Genomic DNA, 23,238 nt, shown 5'->3' with positions numbered 1-23,238 from the left:
CCGCGCCCCGGCGACCGAACCGCCGCCCGGAGGCGCTCCGGCCGCCGTCGCCCCGGTGCCACGGCCCGCGCCGCCCCGACTGCCGCTCTGGCCGCTGTCGCTGATGTTCGGCCTGGTGCCGCTCTGGTGGCTGCTCGGCGCGTTCTACCTCGGCTGGCCCCTGCTGGGTGCACTGTTGTTCGCGTTGCTGCTCACCCGGGGGCGGGTGCCGCTGCCGCCGGCGGTGGGCATCTGGCTGCTGTTCCTGGCCATCGTGGTGGTCAGTGCCACCCAGCTCACGTCGCCCGCCTCGCTGCTGACGTTCGCGCTTCGGCTGGCCTTCTACCTGACCGCGCTGGTGGTCGGGGTCTACGTCTACGCCGCCGCGCGGGAACGCGCCAGCCTGATGGCGGTGCTCACCCCGCTCTGCGCGTTCTGGTTCGGGCTGGTGGCGCTGGGCTGGCTCGGGGTGCTGGTGCCCCGGTTGGCGATGACCACCCCGATGGAGGTGCTGCTGCCTTCAGGGGTGGCCGGCACCCCGTTCATCCAGGACATGGTGCACCTGACCACTGCGGAATACAGCGCCCGGTCGCTGAACCCGATCTACCGACCGGCCGCGCCCTTCGCGTACACGAACAACTACGGCAGCGCGTACGCCATGACCCTGCCGTGCATGGTCGCGTACGCGATGCTGCGTCGGCGGGGGGTGCTGCGCTGGGCGTTGCTGGCGTCGCTGCCGTTGTCGCTCGCGCCGGCGTTCCTCACCCTCAACCGGGCGATGTTCCTGAGCCTCGGCGCCGGGCTGGCGGTGCTCGGGGTGCGGGCCAGCCTGCGCGGCAACATCCGGGTCGCCGCCTCCATCGTCGGGGTGGTGGTGATCGGCGCGTTGGCCACGCTGTTCATTCCGATCACCGACCTGATCAGCCAACGGGTCGACTCCAGCGACACCAACACCGACCGGCTCTCGCTCTACACCGAGGTGATCCGCCGGGTGCAGGAGTCGCCGTGGTTGGGCTACGGCGCGCCGGTGAACGTCGACACCGTCTCCGCGGCCGCGCCGATCGGCACCCAGGGTCAGCTGTGGATGGTGCTGTTCAGCCACGGCGTGCCCGCGCTCATCTGTTTCCTGGCCTGGTTCGTCGCCGCCGCGGTGATCTGCGCGCGGGCGACCTCGGCGGCCGGGCAGTGGTTGGCGGTGGTGCCGGTGGTCTGCCTGGTCCAGGTCCCGTTCTACGGCATGGCCAATCAGAACCTGGCGGTCGCGTTCTTCGCTGTCGCCTTCGCGATGGCGCTCAGCGAACGCGAACGGCTGACCGGGTTGGCCGTACCGCGACCGCCCGCCACGCGGGACCCGGTGGTGCTCGCATGACCGCCGCCACCCGACCTCCGGTCGGCCCGACGCCGGTCGGCCCGGACGAGCCGGTGGCTCCGGCCGCCGCCGTGGCGGCGGACGCGGGTTCGGCCGAGACCCGCCGCAGCGCCCGCAGCGGCGTGGCCGGGCTGCTCGGCGCGGCCACCAGCGGCCTGTTCGGCTTCGTGCTGGCCGTGGTGATCACCCGGGGGTACGGCACGGCCGGCGCGGGCGCGTTCTTCGCCGCGATCGGGGTGGTCACCGTGGCCACCGCAGTGTGCACGCTCGGCGCGGAGACTGGCCTGATGTGGGCGCTGCCCCGCCGTACGGCCGGGGTGCGCGGGCACGCGGCGCGGCTGCTCCCGGTGGCGCTGATCCCGCCGCTGCTGGCCGGGCTCCTGGTCGCCGGGGTCGGCGTGCTGGTCGCCGACGCGCTCGCTCCCCGGCTGCTGGGCGGTTCCGGTGCGAGCGGCGACGCGCTGCTCACCGTCACGTTCGCCGCGGTGCCGGTGGTGGTCGCCATGACCCTGTTGCTGGCGGCGCTGCGCTGCGTGCGACCCATCCGGGCGTACGTGGGAGTGCAGTTCCTCCTGCTGCCGGTGGCCCGCCCGGTGCTGGTCGGCGCCGCCGCGCTCGCCGGTGGCGGCCTGCTCGCCGGCATGACCGGCTGGTTGGTGCCGGCGGCGTTGGCGCTGCTGGCCTGCCTCACCCTGGTCGCCGGCCCGCTCGGGTTGGGCCGGGGTGCGACGCTGCGCCCGGTTCGCTCCGACTGGTCGACGTTCTGGCGCTTCGCGCTGCCCCGGGCCGCCTCGGCGGCCATCGACGCGGGCAGCATGTGGGTGGGTGTGCTGCTCACCTCGGTGCTGGCCGGCCCGGCGGACGCGGGCGTGTTCGGCGCGGTCGGCCGGTACGTGCTGGCCGGCCAACTGGCCATGCAGGGCCTGCGGGTGGCGGTGTCGCCGCAGTTGTCCCGGCTGCTCGGGCGTGGCGAGCGGGCGGCGGCGGCGGCCGTGCACCGGCAGTTGACCGTCTGGGGGCTGGTGCTGTCCTGGCCGGTGTACCTGCTGCTGGCGGTGTTCGCGCTGGCCTTCCTCCAGCTGTTCGGGCCGGAGTTCACCGCTGGCGTGCCGGCGATGACGGTGCTCGCGCTGGCGATGCTGGTCAACACCGGGGTGGGCAACGTGCAGAGCCTGCTGCTGATGGGTGGGCGCAGCGGGCTGCACCTGGTGGCCACGGTCGCCGGGTTGACGGTGACCGTCTCGCTGGGCCTCTGGCTGATCCCCAGCCACGGCGCCACTGGCGCGGCGGTGGCCTGGGCCGCGGGCATCGCCACCGAGAACCTCACCGCCGCCGGGTTCGCCCGGTCGGTGGTTCGGGAGCCGCTGTTCGACGCCGCGATGGTGCGCGCCGCGGCGGTCACGGTCGCCGGTGTGGGATTGGCGGCCGGCGCCGGCGTGCTGGCGGGCGGTCGCGGCCTGCCCGGCCTGTTGGTGGCGCTGGCGGTGCTGCTGGCCGGCTGCGTCGGCATGTTGACGTTGCCCCGGGTGCGCGCCGGCATCCGGGGGACCATGAGGCAGATCCGTGCAGGGGACAACGCGGCCACGGCCGCCGAGCCCACTCCGGCATCGACGAGAGGCAGGTGAGGTCCGTCGTGGCGTCCATCCGTGACCGGGTCAAGCAGTTGGTCCCGACCCAGGTGACCACCCGGGTGAAGGAGTCGCTGGTCGACTACGGGGTACGCACCAGTGATCGCCGGCCGCTGCCGGACTTCCTGATCATCGGCACCAAGCGGGGTGGCACCACCTCCCTGTGGAACTACCTCATCCAGCACCCGCTGGTGCCGCGCCTCTTTCCCGCGTGGAACACCAAGTCGGCGCACTACTTCGAGGAGCACTGGGCTCGCGGCGAGTCCTGGTACCGCTCGCACTTCCCGACCGAGCGGCAGCGGGACGCGCTGGCCAAGCGGCACGGCGGGCCGGTCCGGGTCGGTGAGGCAGCCCCGCTGTACATGTTCCACCCCCTCGCCGCGCAGCGGGTCGCCGCGCTGATGCCGACGGTGAAGCTGATCGTCCTGCTGCGGGACCCGGTGGAGCGGGCGTACTCGCACTGGAAGGAACGCCGCACCCACGGCATCGAGCCGTTGGACTTCCCCGACGCGCTGGCCGCCGAGCCGGAGCGCACGGCGGGGGAGCGGGAGCGGCTGATCGCCGAGCCGGAGTCGTTCAGCGAGGCGTACGACTGGTACACGTACCGGGCCCGGGGGCGCTACCTGGAACACCTGGAGCCGTGGTTGGAGCGCTTCGACCGGCAGCAGATCCTCTTCCTGCCCAGCGAGGACCTCTACCGCGACTCCCGCGCGACCTATCGGCGCACGCTCGACTTCCTCGGGCTGCCGGCGTACGACCTGCCCAACTTCAAGGTCTACAACGACCGGCGCTCGTCGCCGTTGGAGCCGGCGGTGCGCGCGGAGCTGACCGACTACTACCGGCCGTACAACGACGCGTTGCGTCAGCGGCTCGGGCTGGACCTCGACTGGTCGGACCGTCCAGCGTGACGACGAGGGTGGGCCCGACCACGGACCCGCGCTCGCGGGTGGACGGTCTGGGCTGGGTGAGCCGCGCGGTCTTCCCGGACGACCGGGTCGGCCTGACCGTGGGCGGTGCCCTGCCGGCCGGTCACCAGGCGGTGGCCCGGTACGCGGTCGTGCCGTCGGTCGCCCGGGCGAGGTTCCTGGTGCCGCTGGGCTCATCCCGGGCCGGAGCGGCGTCGCTGCTGGCGTACAACGCCCTCCGGCCACCGAAGGTGCGCGCACTACGGGCGGTGCTGGGCGGCCTGGCCCGGTTCGGTCAGGTGGGCCTCGCGCCCTTTCCGACGCTGACCGTCTCGGTGCCCGCCGGAGCGTCGGCGGCCGAGCTGCTGCTGACCGAGCGGCTCGCCGCGGATCTGGGCGGCGCGCCGCTGCTGGCCGCCTGCGGGGTGCGGCCACCCGACCCGAACGCCAAGCCGACCCTGCAACTCTTCACCGCCGATGGTCGTCCGCGCGGGTACGCGAAGATCGGTTGGAACGACGCGACGCGCGCGCTGGTCACCGCGGAGGCGGCGGCGCTGCGGGCGTTGCGCGCGGTGACCGGCGTGCCGGATCACCCGACGCCGCCGGGGCTGCTCACCGAGACGGCGTGGGCGGGTCAGGTGGTCGCGGTGATCGAGCCGCTGCCACCAGGCGTACGCGGTGTGCCGGTCGACGACCCGCCACGGATCGCGGCGCTGCTCGCGGTCGCCCGACGCGGCGGCCCGGCGGGTACGCCCCGACCACTGGCCGGCTCCACCTTCCTGACCCGGTTGGCCGGGCTGGCCGACCGGGCCGCCGCGGTCGAGCCGGCCGGTGCGCGGGCGGTAGCCGCGGTTTCCGCGCTGGGCCGCCGGCATGGCGACACCCGTGTCGAGTTCGGCCACTGGCATGGTGACTGGGTGCCATGGAACCTGGGCTGGCATGCCGGCCAGTTGGTCGCCTGGGACTGGGAGCACAGCGGTCCGGACGTGCCGGTCGGGTTCGACCTGGCGCACGACGCGTTCCAACGGGCGCTGGTGCTGCGGGGAGAGTCGGCCGACGCGGCGGCCTCGGCCGTCGACGGGCACCTGGGCCGGCACGGCGACCGACTCGGCCTCGACGCGGCGCAGCGTCGGCTGGTCGCGGACGCGTACCTGGTGGAGATGTGGTTGCGCACCTGGCGGCTGGCCGACGCGGGCGCCGGCTGGAACGCCGCGCTGCATCCCGCACTGCTGGACGTCATAGAGAAAAGACATAGCGGCTGATCCGGGGAATCGCGGCGTCGAGGATGCGGCGCAGAGTGACGACAAAATCGCAGGTGGTGATGACGGTCGATGGGTCCTCGGGCGATCGGTGCGCCGGACAGCCCGATGTGGAGATCGACATCTCGTCCGGTCGCGCTATTCAAGGACCGGGGAACGTGTGATCTGCTTCTGCGTGGCGTGAACTGAAATTCCAAGCGAACTTGTGGGGAGTCGCGTGGACACGAAGAACGATGACGGTACGGCGCCGGTGCTGCTGCTGGTCGGATCCAGCGGCGGACACCTGGCCCAACTACTCGCCCTGCGGCCCTGGTACGAACAGTGGCAGCGCTGCTGGGTCACCTTTGACACCCCGGAGGCGCTGTCCCTGCTCAACGGTGAGGATCTGGTGCCCGCGCACCACCCGACCACCCGCAACGTGCCGAACCTGCTGCGCAACGCGCTGCTGGCCTGGCGGGTCCTGCGGGCCCGGCGGGTCGCCGCGGTGGTCACCACCGGTGCCGGCGTGGCGGTGCCGTTCGTGGTGCTGGCCCGGCTGCGGCGCATCCCGACCGTCTACATCGAGGTGTACGACCGGATCGACACCCCGACGCTGACCGCCCGGCTCTGCCGCCCGTTCCTGTCCGCGATGCTCGTGCAGTGGGACGAGCAGCGCCGGCAGTACCCCGAGGCGACCGTCGTCGGGACGCTGCTGTGACCGGGGAGACGGGCACCGCCCGGCGTCCGCAGCCGCAGCCGACAGTGGAGTCGTCCCGCCTGCCGCGTCAGCGCGACAGCGCGTCGACGGCCCAGCTCAAACTGCTGGTGGCGGTCGGCACCGACAAGCACCCCTTCGACCGGCTCGTCGACTGGCTGGCGCAGTGGCACGCGCAGGTCACCGCCCCGGTCGGGCTGACCGTGCAGCACGGGCACACGAACGCGCCGTCGCTGCCCGGCGCGGTGCCGTTCCTCGGCCACGACGAGCTGCAGCAGGCGATGGTCCACGCCGACCTGGTGGTCTGCCACGGCGGCCCGGCGACCATCCTGGAGGCCCGCCGGCACGGCCACCTGCCCATCGTGGTTCCCCGGGACCCGACGCGCGGTGAGCACGTCGACGACCACCAGCTCCTCTTCGCCCGCCGCCTCGGCGCGGCCGGCCTGGTGGCGCTCTGCGAGACCCGGGAGGCACTGCACGACGCGTTGACGACCGGGCTGGCCGACCCTTCCCGGTACGCGGTGGCCGCCGACCCCGACGCACACGAGGCGCGACGGGCGGCGGTGGCCCGGGTCGGGCGGATCGTCGACGACCTGGTTGCCGGTTCGACCCCGCGCCCATCCCGGTGGCGGGTCCGGTCCCGGCCACGTCCGGGCACGAAGGAGACCCGATGACCCAGCAGCCCAGCGTCAGCGTCGTGGTGCCCACCCGGGACCGTCCCGAGCTGCTGCGGGCAGCGGTGCGCGCGATCCTGGCCCAGGAATACCAGGGCTCGATCGAGGCCGTGGTGGTGTTCGACCAGTCCGCGTCGGACGAGTCGCTGACCGAGCTGGCTACCGGGCCGGACCGCGCGGTGCGGGTGATCCACAACTCCCGTACGCCCGGGTTGGCCGGTGCGCGCAACAGCGGGACCGTCGCGTCCGGCGGTGAGCTGGTCGCGTTCTGCGACGACGACGACGAGTGGCTGCCCGGCAAGCTGGCCGCCCAGGTCGACGCGCTGGCCGCCCACCCGGAATCCGAGTTCGTCTGCTGCGGCATCCGCGTCAGCTACGACGGGCACACCGTCGACCGGGTGCTCGACAAGGACCGGATCACCCTGGACGACCTGCTGCGCGACCGGATGACGGAGCTGCACCCGTCGACCTTCCTGATCCGCGCCAGCGCGCTGCGCGACGGCTTCGGTCTGGTCGACGAGGAGATCCCGGGCAGCTACGCGGAGGACTACGAGTTCCTGCTCCGGGCCGCGCGCAGCGCGCCGCTGATCAACCTGCGTACGCCGTCGGTGCTGGTCCGCTGGCACAAGCGCTCGTACTTCGCGCAGCGGTGGGACACCATCTCCGAGGCGTTGCAGTGGTTGCTGGAGCGCTACCCGGAGTTCGCCACCCAACCGGCCGGTGCGGCCCGCGTCGCCGGGCAGATCGCGTTCGCGCAGGCCGCCTCCGGTGACCGCCGGGGCGCGTTGCGCTGGGCGCGACGCACCCTGCGCAGCAATCCGCGCGAACCGCGCGCCTACCTGGCCCTCGCCGTCGCCGGTCGGGTGGTCCGGGCCGATGCGGTGCTGCGCACCCTGCACAAGCGCGGTCGAGGGATCTGAGCCGCCGCCGGCACCCGGTCACCGGCCGGGTGCCGGCGTCCGCAGGGCGGGACGCGCCGGGCAGCACGGCGGGGCGGCCATCGGCCGTGACAGACTGACCGACGTGTTGCGCTGGCTGACTGCAGGTGAATCGCACGGTCCCGCCCTCGTCGCGATGATGGAGGGGGTGCCGGCCGGCATCGAGGTGACCACCACCGTGATCGCCGACGAGCTGGCCCGCCGGCGGCTGGGCTACGGCCGTGGCGCCCGGATGTCGTTCGAACGCGACGAGGTCGAGCTGCTCGGCGGCCTGCGGCACGGCGTCACCCTGGGCAGCCCGGTGGCCATCCGGGTCGGCAACTCCGAGTGGCCGAAGTGGCAGACCGTGATGGCCGCCGACCCGGTCGACCCCGACGAGCTGGCCCGGCAGGCCCGCAACGCCCCGCTGACCCGCCCCCGGCCGGGCCACGCCGACCTGGCCGGCATGCAGAAGTACGGCCACACCGACGCCCGGCCGATCCTGGAACGCGCCAGCGCCCGGGAGACCGCCGCCCGGGTCGCCGTCGGCGCGGTCGCCAAGGCCCTGATCCGTCAGGCGCTCGGCATCGAGATCGTCTCGCACGTCGTCGAGCTGGGCCCGGTGGCCGCGAAGCCCGGTCTGCGCCCCACCCCGTCCGACGCCGCCCGCATCGACGCCGACCCGCTGCGCTGCCTCGACGCGGAGGCCAGCGCCCTGATGGTCGCCGAGGTCGATGCCGCGAAGAAGGCCGCCGACACCCTCGGCGGAGTGGTCGAGGTCCTGGCGTACGGGGTGCCACCGGGGCTGGGCAGCCACGTGCAGTGGGACCGCAAGCTCGACGCCCGACTGGCCACCGCGCTGATGTCCATCCAGGCGATCAAGGGCGTGGAGATCGGTGACGGCTGGCAGCAGGCCCGATCCCGTGGCTCGCAGGCGCACGACGAGATCATTCCGTCGGCCACCGGCGTCCGCCGGGTCACCGACCGCGCCGGCGGGCTGGAGGGCGGCATCACCACCGGTGAGCCGCTGCGGGTCCGCGCCGCGATGAAGCCGATCTCGTCGCTCAACCGGGCGCTGGCCACCGTGGACGTCACGACCGGCGAGCCGGCCACCGCGATCAACCAGCGGTCCGACGTGTGCGCGGTGCCCGCCGCGGCGGTCGTCGCCGAGGCGATGGTGGCGCTGGTGCTCGCCGAGGCGGCCACCGAGAAGTTCGGTGGGGACTCGATCGCCGAGATGCGCCGCAACCTAGCCGGATACCTCGACGCACTGGTCATCCGCTGATGGCCCCGCTCGTCGTGCTGGTCGGCGCGCCCGGCTGCGGCAAGACCACCGTCGGGCGGGCGCTCGCCGACGCCCTCGGGGTGGAGTTCCGCGACACCGACACCGACATCGAGCAGATGGCCGGTAAGCCGATCCCGGAGATCTTCATCGACGAGGGTGAGGCGCACTTCCGTACCCTGGAGCGGGCCGCGGTGGCCGCGGCGCTGGCTGCCGGCACGGGCGTGCTCGCCCTCGGCGGCGGCGCGGTGCTGGCCGAGGAGACCCGGGCCGCCCTGGTGGGGCACCGGGTGGTGCACCTCTCGGTCGAGTTGCCCGACGCGGTGAAGCGGGTCGGGCTCGGCACCGGCCGACCGCTGTTGGCGCTCAATCCGCGGGCCACGCTCAAGCACCTGATGGACCAGCGCCGGCCGCTCTACGCCGAGGTCGCCACCGCGACGGTGACCACCGACGGGCGGGCCCCGGCGGCGATCGTCGACGAGATCACCGCCCTGCTGCCCCGCTGACGTCGGCCCGGCCGGTGAGCTACCGGCCGGGCGACGGGTGCCCCTCCCGGGGCCGCGCTCAGCCTCGGGCTGCGGCGTCGAGCACGTCGGCCAGGGCCTTCGGCTCGCTGAGCATCGGCCAGTGCCCGGTGGGCAGCGCGAACAGCTTGCCACCGGCCAACCCGGTGAAATACGGGTGCCCCTCGCTGATCATCTGCTCCACCACCGCCAGCGGAAACGTGCAGGCGACCAGTGCGGTCGGCACCGGACGCCCGCCGGTGCGCCGCACCGGGTCGGTGGCGGCCCGTAGCGGCTGCGGGGTGGCCCGGGCGCGGAGCAGGGCCAGCGTCGGCTCGTCCAGGCCGGCCAGGTTGGTCGGGTCGGCGGCCGGATCCCAGGCCGGCGGCGGCAGCAGGTGCCCGTCGCCGATCGCGGCCCGCAGGTGCTGCTGCTCCTCCGGGGGCACTGTGTCGAACTGCGCGGTGCCGTCGGGCAGCGGACCACTCTCCACGTAGACCACCCGGGCGATGCGGTCCGGGATGCGGTCCGCCGCCTGGGCGACCGGCATGCCGCCGCCGGAGTGCCCGACCAGCAGCACGTCGCGCAGATCCTCGACCTCGATCAGCCGGACGATGTCGCGGGTGTGCGTCTCCAGACTCACCTCCGGCCCGGCCAGGTGGTCGCGCTCGGCCAACCCGGTCAGCGTCATCGGGTGCACGTCGTGACCCTGCGCGCGCAGGGTCGCGGTCACGTCCCGCCACGCCCAGGCCCCCAACCAGAAGCCCGGCACCAGTACGAACGTCGCCATCTGTCGCTCCTTCTCTCGGTTACCGACAGACCGTACGATCGAATCCGGACAGGATCCGCCCGGTTTGGAGGAGCGGCCCGTGTCACATCCCGCCGGTCGGGTGCTGGCTCTGCTGGAGTTGCTCCAGGCCCGGCACCGCGCGACCGCCACCGAGTTGGCCGCACGGCTCGGCGTCGACGAGCGGACCGTGCGCCGGTACGCGGCCACCCTGGTCGAGTTGGGCATCCCGGTCACCGCCGACCGGGGCCGCCACGGCGGCTACCGGCTGCACCCGGGCTACAAGCTGCCACCGCTGATGCTCACCGACGACGAGGCGGTGGCGGTGCTGCTCGGCCTGGTCGTCGCCGAGCGGGTCGGGCTGGCCACCGAGCAGCCCGCCACGGCCACGGCACTCGCGAAGATCCGTCGGGTGCTGCCAGCGGCGCTCGCCGACCGGCTCGCGGCCGTGCAGGAGCACCTCGGCTTCACCCTGCGACGCCCCGAGCCGGAGCTGCGGCCGGCGTCGGGCACCCTGCTCGCCCTGGCCTCGGCCGCCCGGCACCGGCAGCGGGTGGCACTGGACTACCGCTCCTGGCGCGGTGAGCAGTCGCACCGGGAGCTCGACCCGTACGGTCTGGTCTTCCACTCCGGCCGGTGGTACGTCACCGGCCACGACCACCGGCGCGGCGAGGTCCGCACGTTCCGGTTGGACCGCATCGGCACCGTGACGCCGGGCGGGGCGACGTTCACCGTCCCGGAGGGCTTCGACCCGGTGGCGCGGGTGACCCAGTCACTGGCCGGTGTGCCGTACACACACGAGGTCGAGGTGCTGCTGGAGACCGACCTCGTCACTGCCCGTCGCCGCATCCCGCCCAGCGTGGCCGAGCTGACCGCCGCCACCGACGGGGTGCTGCTGCGGGCCCGGGCGGAGAGCCTGCCGGGTATGGCCGCGCTGCTCGCCGGCCTGGGCTGCCCGTTCACGGTGCGACACCCGGACGCGCTGCGCGCCGAGGTGGCCGAGCACGCCCGACTGCTCGCCGACTGGGCGGCCCGGCCAGCAGGTGGGCAGCCGCCCGCACCACGTCGTCCGCTCGACTAGGCTGCCGGCGATGGACGAGGTGACCCGGATTCCGGTCGGCGGCGAGCGGCCGTACGACGTGTTGGTGGGGCGTGACCTGCTGGGCGCGCTGCCCGGCCTGCTGCCCGGCGCGAGCCGCGCGGCGGTGCTGCACGCGCCCCCGCTCAAGGCCCTGGCGGACGCGCTCGGCGAGCGGCTGCGCGCCGCCGGCATCGAGCCACTGCCGATCGAGGTGCCCGACGCCGAGTCGGGCAAGCAGATCGACGTGGCCGCCGGCTGCTGGGACCGGCTCGGGGCCGCCGGCTTCACCCGTACCGACGCTGTCGTCGGGGTGGGTGGCGGCGCGGTGACCGACCTGGCCGGGTTCGTCGCGGCCTGCTGGTTGCGCGGGGTGCGCTGGGTTCCGGTGGCGACCTCGCTGCTGGGCATGGTCGACGCCGCCGTCGGCGGCAAGACGGGCATCAACACGGCCGCCGGCAAGAACCTGGTGGGCGCGTTTCACCCGCCGGTCGGTGTGCTGGCCGACCTGGCCACCCTGGACAGTCTGCCCGCTGTCGACCTGGCCGCCGGGCTCGCCGAGGTGGTCAAGTGCGGGTTCATCGCCGACCCGGCGATCCTGGACCTCGTCGAGCGCGACCCGGAGGCGGCCACCGACGCACGCGGCCCGGTGACGCGGGAGCTGATCGAGCGGGCGATCCGGGTCAAGGCCGACGTTGTCGCCGGTGACCTGCGCGAGTCGGGCGTGCGGGAGGTGCTCAACTACGGTCACACCCTCGCCCACGCGATCGAGCAGAACGAGGGCTACCGCTGGCGGCACGGTCACGCCGTCGCCGTCGGTCTGGTGTACGCCGCCGCGCTGGCCCGGCTCGCCGGCCGGCTCGACGCCCCGACCGCCGACCGGCACCGGGTCACCCTGACCGCGCTCGGTCTGCCGGTGAGCTACCCGGCCGACGCCTGGCCGCAGCTGCTGGCCGCGATGCGGGTCGACAAGAAGGCCCGGGGCAGTCGGCTGCGCTTCGTGGTGCTGGACGGGCTGGCCCGCCCGGCGATGCTGGAGGGCCCGGACGATGCGCTGCTGGAGGCCGCCTACCGGGAGGTGGCAACGCAGTGAAGGTCTACGTTTTGAACGGGCCGAACCTGGGCCGGTTGGGCACCCGCGAGCCTGAGGTGTACGGCGCGACCACCTACGCCGACCTGGTGGCGCTCTGCGAGCGCACCGGAGAGCAACTGGGGTTGGACGTGACGGTCCGGCAGACCGACGCCGAGCACGAACTGCTCGGCTGGCTGCACGCCGCCGCCGACCTGGCTGCCGCGGTGGTGCTCAACCCGGCCGCCTGGTCGCACTACTCGTACGCGGTGCGCGACGCGTGCGCCATGCTGCGGGGGCCGTTGGTGGAGGTGCACCTCTCCAACATCCACGCCCGTGAGGGGTTCCGGCACCATTCGGTGGTGTCCGCGGTGGCGACCGGGGTGATCTGCGGTCTCGGCATCGACGGTTATCGCCTCGCACTGCACCACCTGGCCACCCGAGCCGCCTGACCGGCGGCTTCCCGCCCGCCGCACCCGACCTTTCACCGTCTTTCTCGCCGGTCTGTGGCAAATCACCGATTGTGATCGCCAACTCTCGTCGGCGAGCGTCACTCCGCGTCCCCCGCCCGGCGCTAGGGCACCTGCCTGCTCGCTCCCTTTGCTCTGCACCTGCGGATGCGACAGGGCGGTGAGCTGGGAATATGTGAGCTGCCTTGCCGTAGGTGCGACAGCCTGCCGGTACGGTGCGTGACTGTCGCATATAGGTATGCAAGCAAAGGGGGTCGACCAGGGGAGGGGCGCCTTCTCTGGAAAGTCGCTCTGCGTTATCTCCGTGGGTGTCGATGCCCAAGGGGTGGCCCGCGCCGAAGTAGGGCGGTCAGCGAGTCTCGGCGCAGCTAGTAGACTCGTAAGGTCTGTCCGCCAATTGATGATCAAGGCAGGAAATGGCCTCCACCAACGACCTCAAAAACGGCCTGGTTCTCAACCTGGACGGCGAGCTCTGGGCCGTCGTCGAGTTCCAGCACGTCAAGCCCGGTAAGGGTGGTGCCTTCGTGCGCACCACGCTGAAGAACGTGCTGTCCGGGAAGGTGGTCGACAAGACCTTCAACGCGGGCACCAAGGTCGAAACCGCGACCGTTGACAAGCGCACGATGCAATACCTCTACGCCGACGGCGAAGACTTCGTCTTCATGGATCTGGAGACCTTCGACCAGATCACCGTGCTCGGTGGCACCGTCGGTGAGGCAGCCAACTACCTGCTGCCCGAGGCGGAGGCGACCGTCGCCCAGCACGAGGGGGTGCCGCTCTACATCGAGCTGCCCACCAGTGTCGTGCTGGAGGTCACCTACACCGAGCCGGGCCTGCAGGGCGACCGTTCGACCGGTGGCACCAAGCCGGCGACCGTGGAGACCGGTGCCACCGTGCCGGTTCCGCTGTTCATCACCACCGGTGAGAAGATCAAGGTCGACACCCGCGACGGCCGTTACCTCGGCCGCGCCTGATGGCTGAGGGTTCCAAGCAGCAGATGCCGGCGCGCCGCAAGGCGCGCAAGCGGGCGCTGGATGTCCTCTACGAGTCCGACCTACGAGACAAGCCTCCGGTGGAGGTGCTCGCCGGCTACGTGCAGCGGATCGAGCAGCCCCGACCGGAGCACCTGGGCTACGCGGTGGGCCTGGTCGAAGGTGTCGCCGAGCACCTTGACCGGATCGACGAGCTCATCGCCAGTTACGCCGAGGGATGGACGCTGGAGCGGATGCCGGTCGTCGACCGGAATCTGGCCCGGATCGCCGTCTACGAGCTGCTCTACGTCGACGAGATCGACGACGCGGTGGCGATCAGCGAGGCCGTTGAGCTGGCCCGCCAGATGTCCACCGACGATTCGCCGCGCTTTCTCAACGGGGTGCTCGGCCGGATCGCCGAGTACGCCACCCGCTGAGCGTCTCCACCGAACGACGCGACGCGAAAGGGCCCGTGCCATCCGGCACGGGCCCTTTCGGTGGAGCCGCAGATCAGGTGAAGCGACAGCTCAGGAGGCGAAGAACGCCCGGGGGTCGGCCACCAGCACACCGTGCTCGGTGAGCCGCTCGATCAGGCCCGACGGTGAGGCGTCGTACACGATCGCGAGTGCCCGCAGGTCGTCGGCGCGGATGGAGAGCACCCGGCCGTTGTAGTCGCCGCGCTGCTGCTGGATGGCGCGGGCGTAGCGCGCGACGTAGGCCAGGTCCTCGGAGGCCTCGTCGTAGAGCCGCTCCAGGTCCAGGACGATCTTACTGGTGGGCTCGTGACGGACGCCACTGCCGTCAGGCAGCAGCTCCGAGACGGGGACACGGTAGAACTCGGCCAGCTCGGCCAGACGGGACACCGTCACGGCCCGGTCGCCACGCTCGTACGAGCCGACCACCACGGCCTTCCACCGCCCGTTCGACTTCTCCTCCACACCCTGCAGGGAAAGACCCTGCTGCTGGCGGATGGAGCGCAGGCGGGCGCCCAGAGACTTGGCGTATTCAGAGGGCATTCGGACACTCCCAGTGCTGCTCGGGGTTCTCCCGTCGATCGCTACGGAGCGTGACGGTACGGGGAATGGGACACGTGGTCAAGTGGTCGTGACCCTACCGTTGGGGAGCGTCTGGGAAGTTATCCCCTTTTCATGCTCCTGATCCGGTGGTCAGTGGCCGCCGTCCATCGGCCCGGTGACCACTGGTAACGTGGCGTGAAGCCCCGGCTCAGGAGTGCTCTGCGGTCCGGCCGGAGGTGCCCGACATCCTTTAACGACCCGTCCAGTGAGGCGGGGAAGGAGGTCCGCCGTGGCATACCCACCGGCTGCCGGCTCGTCACCACCGCGACAACCCTCGGTGAAGGTGATCCTCGCCAGCGCCGACGTGCAACGCGTGGTCGACCGCATCGCCCACCAGATCCTGGAGAAGACCCAGGGCGCCGCCAACACGGTGCTTCTTGGGATTCCCACCAGAGGAACCCCCCTCGCTCGGCGGCTCGCCGACCGGATCAGCACCTTCGAGGACGTCGCCGTTCCGGTCGGTGTGCTCGACATCACCCTCTACCGCGACGACCTGCGCCGGCACGCCACCCGCGCGATCGGCCCGACCGAGCTGCCGCCCGGCGGTATCGACGGCAAGCGGGTCATCCTCGTCGACGACGTGTTGTTCTCCGGCCGCACCGTCCGGGCCGCGCTCGACGCGCTCAACGACGTGGGCCGACCAGCGTCCGTGCAGCTCGCCGTCCTGGTCGATCGCGGCCACCGGGAGCTGCCGATCCGCGCCGACTACGTCGGCAAGAACATCCCGACCTCGCTCGCCGAGAGCGTGAAGGTGACGCTCGCCGAGACCGACGGGACGGACGAGGTCAAGCTCTACGGGGGACCCACCTCATGATCAAGCATCTGCTCTCCGGCGCCGACCTGGACGCCGCGACCGCCACCGAGATCCTGGACACCGCCGCCGAGATGGCCACCGTCGCCGGCCGGGAGATCAAGAAACTGCCCGCGCTGCGCGGCCGGACCGTGGTGAACCTCTTCTACGAGGACTCCACCCGCACCCGGATCTCCTTCGAGGCGGCGGCGAAGCGGCTCAGCGCCGACGTGATCAACTTTTCCGCGAAGGGGTCCAGCGTCACCAAGGGTGAGAGCCTGAAGGACACCGCGCTGACCCTGCAGGCCATGGGCGCCGACGCCGTGGTCGTCCGGCACCCGGCCTCCGGCGCGCCGCACCGACTGGCCAACTGGGTCGACGGGTCGGTCGTCAACGCCGGCGACGGCACCCACGAGCACCCCACCCAGGCACTGCTGGACGCGTACACCATGCGGTCCCGGCTGGGCCGGTTGGCCGGCCTGTCGGTCGCGGTCGTCGGGGACGTCCTGCACTCCCGGGTCGCCCGCTCCAACGTGCTGCTGCTCTCCACCCTCGGCGCCAAGGTCACCCTGGTCGGCCCGCCCACCCTCATCCCGGTCGACATCGCCGGAGCGTTGGCGCCGGCCACCGACGTCTCCTACGACCTGGACTCGGTGCTGCCGAATGTCGACGTGGTGATGATGCTGCGGGTGCAGCGGGAACGGATGAACGACTCCTACTTCCCCTCCGCGCGTGAGTACGCCCGCCGCTACGGGCTGGACGGCCCGCGGATGCGTCGGCTGCCGGAGCACGCGATCGTCATGCACCCCGGCCCGATGAACCGGGGGATGGAGATCACCCCCGAGGTCGCCGACTCACCCCGCTCCACCATCGTCGAACAGGTCACCAACGGGGTCTCCGTGCGGATGGCTGTCCTTTACCTGCTGCTCGGAGGGAACAACCGGTGAGCGCGTACCTGATCACCAGCGTGAGCGTCGTCGGCGGCCCGCCGACCGATCTGCTGATCCGCGACGGCGTGGTGGCCGAGGTTGGCGCCGGTCTGTCCGCGCCGGACGCAGGAGTTGTCGACGGCACCGGGCTGGTCGCCCTGCCCGGCCTCGTCGACCTGCACACCCACCTGCGCGAGCCCGGCCGGGAGGACGCCGAGACCGTCGAGTCCGGGTCCCGCGCGGCGGCGATGGGGGGCTACACGGCGGTCTGCGCGATGGCCAACACCTCCCCGGTCGCTGACACCGCCGGCGTGGTCGAGCAGGTCTGGCGGCTGGGCCGCGAGGCCGGGCTGGTCGACGTGCAGCCGATCGGCGCGGTCACCGTCGGGCTCGCCGGCGAGCGGCTGGCCGAGCTGGGCGCGATGGCCGACTCCGCGGCCCGGGTGCGGATCTTCTCCGACGACGGGCACTGCGTCGCCGACCCGCTGCTGATGCGCCGGGCCCTGGAGTACGTCAAGGCGTTCGACGGGATCATCGCCCAGCACGCCGAGGAGCCCCGGCTCACCGAGGGCGCCCAGATGCACGAGGGTGAGGTCTCCACCCGGCTCGGGCTGATCGGCTGGCCGGCGGTCGCCGAGGAGGCGATCATCGCCCGCGACGTGCTGCTCACCGAACACGTCGGCAGCCGACTGCACGTCTGCCACGTCTCCACCGCCGGCAGCGTCGAGGTGCTGCGCCAGGCAAAGGCACGCGGCGTACGCGTCACCGCCGAGGTCACCCCGCACCACCTGCTGCTCACCGACGAGCGTGCGGAGAGCTACGACCCGGTCTTCAAGGTCAACCCGCCGCTGCGGACGGCCGCGGACATCGCCGCGCTGCGCGCCGCGCTCGCCGACGGTGTGATCGACGTGATCGCCACCGACCACGCCCCGCACGCCGTGGAGGACAAGGAGTGCGAGTGGGCGTACGCCCGGCCGGGGATGCTCGGCCTGGAGACCGCCCTGTCCATCGCGCTCGACGTGCTCGGTCCCGAGTGGGACCTGATCGCCGAGCGGATGTCGCGCACCCCAGCCCGGATCGCGGGGCTGACCGGGCACGGCATCGACCCGGCACCCGGCGTGCCGGCCAACCTGACCCTGATCGACCCGGCCGCCCACCGCACCATCGAGCCGGCGGAGCTGGCCAGTCGCAGTCGCAACACCCCGTATGCCCGCATGACGCTGCCGGGTCGCATCGTGGCGACCTTCCTGCGTGGCGAGCCGACGGTCCTGGACGGAAAGGCTGTCAAGTAATGGTCAAGCGCAGACCCGCAATCCTGGTCCTGGAGGACGGGCGCACGTTCCCCGGTGAGGCGTACGGCAGCGTCGGGGAGACCTTCGGCGAGGCGGTCTTCAACACCGGCATGACCGGCTACCAGGAGACACTCACCGACCCGTCGTACCACCGGCAGGTGGTGGTGCAGACCGCGCCGCACATCGGCAACACCGGAGTCAACGGCGAGGACGACGAGTCCGGCCGGATCTGGGTGGCCGGTTACGTCGTACGCGACCCGGCCCGGATCGGCTCGAACTGGCGCGCCACCGGCGGCCTGGAGGACCGGCTCGCCACCGAGGGTGTGGTGGGCATCAGCGGGGTGGACACCCGGGCGCTGACCCGGCACCTGCGCGAGCGTGGCGCCATGCGGGTGGGCATCTCCAGCGTCGACAACGACCCGCAGAGCCTCCTGACCCGCGTCCGCCAGGCACCGCAGATGGTCGGTGCGGACCTGTCCGCCGAGGTGACCACCGCCCAGCCGTACGTCGTCGAGGCTATCGGCGAGCACCGGTTCACCGTGGCGGCCCTCGACCTGGGCATCAAGCGCAACGTGCCGCGCCGACTCGCCACCCGTGGGGTGACCACCCACGTGCTGCCGGCCTCGTCGAGCATCGACGACCTGCTCGCCACCGGCGCCGACGCGATCTTCCTGTCGCCCGGTCCGGGCGACCCGGCCACCGCCGACGCCCCGGTGGCGCTGGCCCGGGAGGCGCTGCGGCGGGAGGTGCCGCTGTTCGGCATCTGCTTCGGCAGCCAGATCCTCGGCCGGGCGCTCGGCTTCGGCACCTACAAGCTGGGCTACGGCCACCGGGGGATCAACCAGCCGGTGCTCGACCGGGTCACCGGCAAGGTCGAGGTGACCAGCCACAACCATGGCTTCGCGGTCAAGGTGCCGGGCGCGGGTGCTGGCGCGGTGGTCCCCGACCAGGTGATCGACACCGACTTCGGCGGCGTCCAGGTGTCGCACGTCTGCCTCAATGACAACGTGGTCGAGGGGCTGCGGGCCGTGGACGTGCCCGCGTTCACGGTGCAGTACCACCCGGAGGCGGCGGCCGGCCCGCACGACGCGGACTACCTCTTCGACCGATTCGCCGACTTGATCGAGGGTCGGAACCACAGCAGGGGGCGCAGCAATGCCTAAGCGGACCGATCTCAAGCACATTCTCGTGATCGGCTCCGGGCCGATCGTCATCGGGCAGGCCTGCGAGTTCGACTACTCCGGCACCCAGGCGTGCCGGGTGCTGCGCAGTGAGGGGATCCGGGTCAGCCTGGTCAACTCCAACCCGGCGACGATCATGACGGACCCGGAGTTCGCCGACGCCACCTACGTCGAGCCGATCACCCCGGAGTTCGTGGAGCTGGTCATCGCCAAGGAGCGCCCCGACGCGATCCTGGCGACCCTCGGTGGGCAGACCGCGCTGAACACGGCCGTCGCCCTGCACGAGGGTGGTGTCCTGGAGAAGTACGGCGTGGAGTTGATCGGCGCGAACATCGACGCCATCAACCGGGGCGAGGACCGGCAGCTGTTCAAGGAGATCGTGGCGAAGGCCGGGGTCCGCCTGGGCGTCGACGACCCGACCGGGCTGGTGCCCCGCTCCCGGGTCTGCCACTCGATGGACGAGGTCGAGGCGACCGTCGCCGACCTGGGTCTGCCGGTGGTGATCCGGCCGTCGTTCACCATGGGTGGCCTGGGCTCCGGCATGGCGCACACCCCGGAGGACCTGGCCCGCATCGCCGGCGACGGCCTGTCCGCCAGCCCGGTGCACGAGGTGCTCATCGAGGAGAGCGTGCTCGGTTGGAAGGAGTACGAGCTTGAGCTGATGCGCGACCGGCGGGACAACGTCGTGGTGGTCTGCTCGATCGAGAACATCGACCCGATGGGCGTGCACACCGGCGACAGCGTCACAGTGGCCCCGGCCATGACGCTCACCGACCGGGAGTACCAGCGCCTGCGTGACCTGGGCATCGCTGTGCTGCGCGAGGTCGGGGTGGACACCGGCGGCTGCAACATCCAGTTCGCGGTCAACCCGGTCGACGGCCGGATCGTCGTGATCGAGATGAACCCCCGGGTGTCGCGCTCCTCGGCGCTGGCCTCCAAGGCGACCGGCTTCCCGATCGCGAAGATCGCCGCGAAGCTGGCCATCGGCTACACCCTCGACGAGATCCCCAACGACATCACCCTGAAGACCCCGGCGGCGTTCGAGCCGACCCTGGACTACGTGGTGGTGAAGATCCCCCGGTTCGCGTTCGAGAAGTTCCCCGGTGCGGACCCGGAGCTGACCACCACGATGAAGTCGGTGGGTGAGGCGATGAGCCTCGGGCGCAACTTCACCGAGGCGCTGAACAAGGCGATGCGCTCGATGGAGACCAAGGCCGCCGGTTTCTGGACCGTGCCGGACCCGGCCGACGTCACGCTCGCGGACACTCTCGCCGCGTTGCGGATCCCGCACGACGGCCGGCTGTACACCGTCGAGCGGGCGCTGCGCCTCGGCGCGTCGATCGCCGAGGTCGCCGAGGCCTCCGGCGGGATCGACCCGTGGTTCCTCGACCAGATCGCCGCCCTGATCGAGCTGCGTACGGAGATCGTGGACGCGCCGGTGCTCGACGCCGACCTGTTGCGGGTGGCGAAGCGGGCCGGGCTGTCCGACCGGCAGCTCGCCGCGCTGCGCCCGGAGCTGGCCGCCGAGGACGGCGTACGGACCCTGCGGCATCGCCTCGACGTGCGTCCGGTCTACAAGACGGTGGACACCTGCGCGGCCGAGTTCGAGGCCACCACGCCGTACCACTACTCGACGTACGACCTGGAGACCGAGGTCGTGCCGTCGGACCGGCCGAAGGTGCTGATCCTGGGCTCCGGCCCGAACCGGATCGGGCAGGGCATCGAGTTCGACTACTCCTGCGTGCACGCGGTGCAGGCGCTGCGGGCGGCCGGCTACGAGACGGTCATGGTCAACTGCAACCCGGAGACGGTCTCGACCGACTACGACACCGCCGACCGGCTCTACTTCGAGCCGCTGACCTTCGAGGACGTCCTGGAGGTCTGGCACGCGGAGGACTCGTCCGGCCGGGCGGCCGGCGGGCCGGGCGTGGTCGGGGTGGTCGTACAGCTCGGCGGGCAGACGCCGCTGGGCCTGGCGCAGCGGCTCAAGAACGCCGGCGTGCCGATCGTCGGCACCTCCCCGGAGTCGATCCACCTGGCCGAGGAGCGCGGCGCGTTCGGCACGGTACTGGCCCGGGCCGGGCTGCGCGCGCCGGCGCACGGCATGGCCACGTCCTACGACGAGGCCAAGACGATCGCCGACGAGATCGGTTACCCGGTGCTGGTCCGGCCGTCGTACGTGCTGGGCGGTCGGGGCATGGAGATCGTCTACGACGACCCGACGCTGCGCGACTACATCGGACGCGCCACCGACATCTCCCCGGATCACCCGGTGCTGGTGGACCGGTTCCTCGACGACGCCGTCGAGATCGACGTGGACGCGCTCTGCGACGCCGACGGCGAGGTCTACATCGGCGGCGTGATGGAGCACATCGAGGAGGCCGGCATCCACTCCGGCGACTCGTCCTGCGCGTTGCCGCCGATCACCCTCGCCGGCTCGCACCTGGCCGAGGTGCGCCGCTACACCGAGGCCATCGCGCGTGGCGTCGGCGTCCGCGGCCTGCTCAACGTGCAGTACGCCCTCAAGGACGACGTGCTCTACGTCCTGGAGGCCAACCCGCGGGCGTCGCGGACCGTTCCGTTCGTCTCCAAGGCGACGGCGGTGCCGCTGGCCAAGGCGGCGGCCCGGATCGCGCTCGGCGCGAGCATCGCCGAGTTGCGCGCCGAGGGCCTGCTGCCGGCGACCGGGGACGGGGGCACGATGCCCGCCGACGCGCCGATCGCGGTCAAGGAGGCGGTGCTGCCGTTCAAGCGCTTCCGGACGCGCGCCGGCAAGGGGATCGACTCGCTGCTCGGGCCGGAGATGAAGTCGACCGGCGAGGTGATGGGCATCGACACCAACTTCGGGCACGCGTTCGCCAAGAGCCAGTCGGCCGCGTACGGCTCGCTGCCGACCGCGGGGAAGATCTTCGTGTCGGTGGCCAACCGGGACAAGCGCGGCATGATCTTCCCGATCAAGCGGCTGGCCGATCTGGGCTTCGAGATCGTCGCGACCGCCGGCACGGCCGAGGTGCTGCGCCGGCACGGCATCGCCTGCGAGCAGATCCGTAAGCACTACCAGGCCGGTGAGGGCGACGACGCGGTGTCGCTGATCGGTGGCGGCCACGTGGCGCTGGTGATCAACACGCCGCAGGGCTCGGGTGCCAGTGCCCGCTCGGACGGCTACGAGATCCGCAGCGCGGCCGTCACCGCCGACATCCCCTGCATCACCACGGTTCCCGGCGCCGCCGCGGCCGTGATGGGCATCGAGGCGCGGATCCGCGGCGACATGCAGGTACGCCCCCTGCAGGACCTTCACGCCACCCTGCGGGCGGCCCAGTGACCCTGTTCGAGCGGGTGGTACGCCCCCAGTTGTTCCGGCTCGGCGGTGGGGACGCCGAGGTGGCGCACGAGTGGACACTGCGGCGTTTGAGCGCGCTGTCGCGGCGTCCGGTGGCCCTCGCCGCGCTGCGGGCCCGGTACGCGGTCAACGCGCCGCGCACCGTGTTCGGCGTGCGGTTCCCCAACCCGGTCGGGCTGGCCGCCGGCATGGACAAGGACGGCGTGGCGCTGCCGGCCTGGCCGGCGCTCGGCTTCGGTTTCGTCGAGGTCGGCACTGTCACCGCGCACGCCCAGCCGGGCAACCCACGGCCGCGGCTGTTCCGCCTGCCGGCCAGCGAGGCCGTGGTCAACCGGATGGGCTTCAACAACGCCGGGGCCGTCGCGCTGGCCACCCGGCTGGCGGCGCTGCCGCGCCCGCTCGGGGTGCCGTTGGGCATCTCGCTGGGCAAGTCCAAGGTGACCCCGCTCGACGAGGCGGTCGAGGACTACCTCGCCTCGTACCGGGCGCTGCGCGGGCACGGCGACTACTTCGCCGTGAACGTGTCCTCACCCAACACGCCGGGGCTGCGCTCGTTGCAGGACCGCGCCCACCTGGACGCGCTGCTCGGCGCCCTGGTGGGGGAGAAGCCGGTGCTGGTCAAGATCGCGCCGGACCTGACCGAGGCGGCGATCGCCGAGCTGTTGGAGGTGTGCCTGGCCCGGGGCGCCGCCGGGGTGATCGCCACCAACACCACCCTGGCCCGTACCGGTCTGGCCACTGTGGACGCCGAGCGCGGCGCCCAGGCGGGTGGTCTGTCCGGTCGGCCCCTGACCACGCGGGCCCGCGACGTAGTCGCCTTCGTGCACTCCGAAACCGGTGGCCGGCTACCGATCGTCGGCGTCGGCGGGGTGCTCGACCCGGACGACGCGGCACGGATGTTCGACGCAGGCGCGTCCCTGGTGCAGCTCTACACCGGCTTCATCTACCGGGGCCCGGCCCTGGTGCGCGCCGCCGCCCGCGCGACGGCCGTAACCGTGGCACCGGAACCGGTCGCCGGTCGGTGACCGCCCCCGGTCCGGTGCTG

General features: G+C 72.3%; 22 protein-coding genes. 20 read left to right on the top strand and 2 right to left on the bottom strand.

The window, feature by feature from the left end:
- Positions 1–55: 55 nt before the first annotated feature.
- The 9 genes from KBX46_RS15540 to KBX46_RS15500 all read left to right on the top strand — a co-directional run bounded on the left by KBX46_RS15540 (position 56) and on the right by KBX46_RS15500 (position 9,213).
- A complete protein-coding gene (locus KBX46_RS15540) occupies positions 56–1,348 on the top strand; it encodes an O-antigen ligase family protein (protein WP_307871438.1) in 1,293 nt (430 codons plus the stop codon).
- Positions 1,345–2,973, top strand: a complete 1,629-nt coding sequence (locus KBX46_RS15535) for a lipopolysaccharide biosynthesis protein (RefSeq protein WP_247667589.1) — start codon at positions 1,345–1,347, stop codon at positions 2,971–2,973. The genes KBX46_RS15540 and KBX46_RS15535 overlap by 4 nt, the downstream gene beginning before the upstream one ends.
- An 8-nt stretch (positions 2,974–2,981) precedes the next feature.
- The gene (locus KBX46_RS15530; protein ID WP_088951629.1) at positions 2,982–3,884 is read left to right on the top strand and encodes a sulfotransferase domain-containing protein; all 903 of its coding nucleotides are present in this window, start codon (positions 2,982–2,984) and stop codon (positions 3,882–3,884) included.
- Positions 3,881–5,143: a phosphotransferase gene (locus KBX46_RS15525; protein WP_210793024.1), complete on the top strand. Its 1,263-nt coding sequence runs from the start codon at positions 3,881–3,883 to the stop codon at positions 5,141–5,143. The genes KBX46_RS15530 and KBX46_RS15525 overlap by 4 nt, the downstream gene beginning before the upstream one ends.
- Positions 5,144–5,357: 214 nt before the next feature.
- The gene (locus tag KBX46_RS15520; protein WP_088947445.1) at positions 5,358–5,837 is read left to right on the top strand and encodes a UDP-N-acetylglucosamine--LPS N-acetylglucosamine transferase; all 480 of its coding nucleotides are present in this window, start codon (positions 5,358–5,360) and stop codon (positions 5,835–5,837) included.
- Positions 5,834–6,508: a glycosyltransferase gene (locus KBX46_RS15515; protein WP_141908838.1), complete on the top strand. Its 675-nt coding sequence runs from the start codon at positions 5,834–5,836 to the stop codon at positions 6,506–6,508. The genes KBX46_RS15520 and KBX46_RS15515 overlap by 4 nt, the downstream gene beginning before the upstream one ends.
- On the top strand, positions 6,505–7,428 hold the full coding sequence (locus KBX46_RS15510; RefSeq protein WP_210793023.1) for a glycosyltransferase family 2 protein: 924 nt from the start codon (positions 6,505–6,507) through the stop codon (positions 7,426–7,428). Before KBX46_RS15515 ends, KBX46_RS15510 begins: the two co-directional genes overlap by 4 nt.
- A gap of 103 nt (positions 7,429–7,531) precedes the next feature.
- A complete protein-coding gene (aroC, locus tag KBX46_RS15505) occupies positions 7,532–8,710 on the top strand; it encodes a chorismate synthase (RefSeq protein ID WP_088947447.1) in 1,179 nt (392 codons plus the stop codon).
- Positions 8,710–9,213: a shikimate kinase gene (locus KBX46_RS15500; protein ID WP_099852257.1), complete on the top strand. Its 504-nt coding sequence runs from the start codon at positions 8,710–8,712 to the stop codon at positions 9,211–9,213. Before aroC ends, KBX46_RS15500 begins: the two co-directional genes overlap by 1 nt.
- Before the next feature lie 58 nt (positions 9,214–9,271).
- Here the strand turns inward: KBX46_RS15500 and KBX46_RS15495 are convergent, their stop codons facing one another.
- Positions 9,272–10,000 carry an alpha/beta fold hydrolase gene (locus KBX46_RS15495; protein WP_210793022.1) on the bottom strand — a complete coding sequence of 243 codons (729 nt, stop codon included), beginning with the start codon at positions 9,998–10,000 and terminating at the stop codon, positions 9,272–9,274.
- A gap of 79 nt (positions 10,001–10,079) precedes the next feature.
- Between KBX46_RS15495 and KBX46_RS15490 the strand changes: the two genes are divergently transcribed.
- The 5 genes from KBX46_RS15490 to nusB all read left to right on the top strand — a co-directional run bounded on the left by KBX46_RS15490 (position 10,080) and on the right by nusB (position 14,022).
- Entirely contained in the window at positions 10,080–11,078 is a 999-nt protein-coding gene (locus KBX46_RS15490; RefSeq protein ID WP_210793021.1) for a YafY family protein, read from the top strand.
- Positions 11,079–11,088: 10 nt separating this feature from the next.
- Positions 11,089–12,168 (top strand): 3-dehydroquinate synthase, encoded by a 1,080-nt coding sequence (gene aroB / locus KBX46_RS15485; protein WP_210793020.1) that lies wholly within the window; start codon positions 11,089–11,091, stop codon positions 12,166–12,168.
- A complete protein-coding gene (aroQ, locus tag KBX46_RS15480) occupies positions 12,165–12,596 on the top strand; it encodes a type II 3-dehydroquinate dehydratase (RefSeq protein ID WP_210793019.1) in 432 nt (143 codons plus the stop codon). The genes aroB and aroQ overlap by 4 nt, the downstream gene beginning before the upstream one ends.
- Before the next feature lie 434 nt (positions 12,597–13,030).
- The gene (gene efp, locus KBX46_RS15475; RefSeq protein WP_210793018.1) at positions 13,031–13,588 is read left to right on the top strand and encodes an elongation factor P; all 558 of its coding nucleotides are present in this window, start codon (positions 13,031–13,033) and stop codon (positions 13,586–13,588) included.
- 23 nt (positions 13,589–13,611) lie between these two features.
- Positions 13,612–14,022: a transcription antitermination factor NusB gene (gene nusB / locus KBX46_RS15470; protein ID WP_172862180.1), complete on the top strand. Its 411-nt coding sequence runs from the start codon at positions 13,612–13,614 to the stop codon at positions 14,020–14,022.
- 90 nt (positions 14,023–14,112) lie between these two features.
- Here the strand turns inward: nusB and KBX46_RS15465 are convergent, their stop codons facing one another.
- The gene (locus KBX46_RS15465; RefSeq protein ID WP_007458348.1) at positions 14,113–14,601 is read right to left on the bottom strand and encodes a transcriptional regulator; all 489 of its coding nucleotides are present in this window, start codon (positions 14,599–14,601) and stop codon (positions 14,113–14,115) included.
- A 289-nt stretch (positions 14,602–14,890) separates the two neighbouring features.
- Between KBX46_RS15465 and pyrR the strand changes: the two genes are divergently transcribed.
- Genes pyrR through KBX46_RS15435 form a run of 6 tightly spaced genes read left to right on the top strand, consistent with a single transcriptional unit; the run spans position 14,891 to position 23,218 of the window.
- Entirely contained in the window at positions 14,891–15,475 is a 585-nt protein-coding gene (gene pyrR / locus KBX46_RS15460) for a bifunctional pyr operon transcriptional regulator/uracil phosphoribosyltransferase PyrR (protein ID WP_210793017.1), read from the top strand.
- A complete protein-coding gene (locus KBX46_RS15455) occupies positions 15,472–16,398 on the top strand; it encodes an aspartate carbamoyltransferase catalytic subunit (RefSeq protein ID WP_088947455.1) in 927 nt (308 codons plus the stop codon). The genes pyrR and KBX46_RS15455 overlap by 4 nt, the downstream gene beginning before the upstream one ends.
- Complete coding sequence (locus KBX46_RS15450) at positions 16,395–17,672, top strand: dihydroorotase (RefSeq protein WP_088947456.1); 1,278 nt, start codon at positions 16,395–16,397, stop codon at positions 17,670–17,672. The genes KBX46_RS15455 and KBX46_RS15450 overlap by 4 nt, the downstream gene beginning before the upstream one ends.
- Entirely contained in the window at positions 17,672–18,835 is a 1,164-nt protein-coding gene (gene carA, locus KBX46_RS15445) for a glutamine-hydrolyzing carbamoyl-phosphate synthase small subunit (protein WP_088947457.1), read from the top strand. The genes KBX46_RS15450 and carA overlap by 1 nt, the downstream gene beginning before the upstream one ends.
- Complete coding sequence (gene carB / locus KBX46_RS15440) at positions 18,828–22,175, top strand: carbamoyl-phosphate synthase large subunit (RefSeq protein ID WP_210793016.1); 3,348 nt, start codon at positions 18,828–18,830, stop codon at positions 22,173–22,175. The genes carA and carB overlap by 8 nt, the downstream gene beginning before the upstream one ends.
- Complete coding sequence (locus KBX46_RS15435; RefSeq protein ID WP_210793015.1) at positions 22,172–23,218, top strand: quinone-dependent dihydroorotate dehydrogenase; 1,047 nt, start codon at positions 22,172–22,174, stop codon at positions 23,216–23,218. The genes carB and KBX46_RS15435 overlap by 4 nt, the downstream gene beginning before the upstream one ends.
- The last annotated feature ends 20 nt before the right edge of the window (positions 23,219–23,238 follow it).

This window comes from Micromonospora sp. C81 (assembly GCF_018070425.1).
Lineage (GTDB): Bacteria > Actinomycetota > Actinomycetes > Mycobacteriales > Micromonosporaceae > Micromonospora > Micromonospora zamorensis.
Note: the sequence above shows the minus strand (reverse complement) of the source record. Positions and strands in the feature narration are given on the sequence as shown.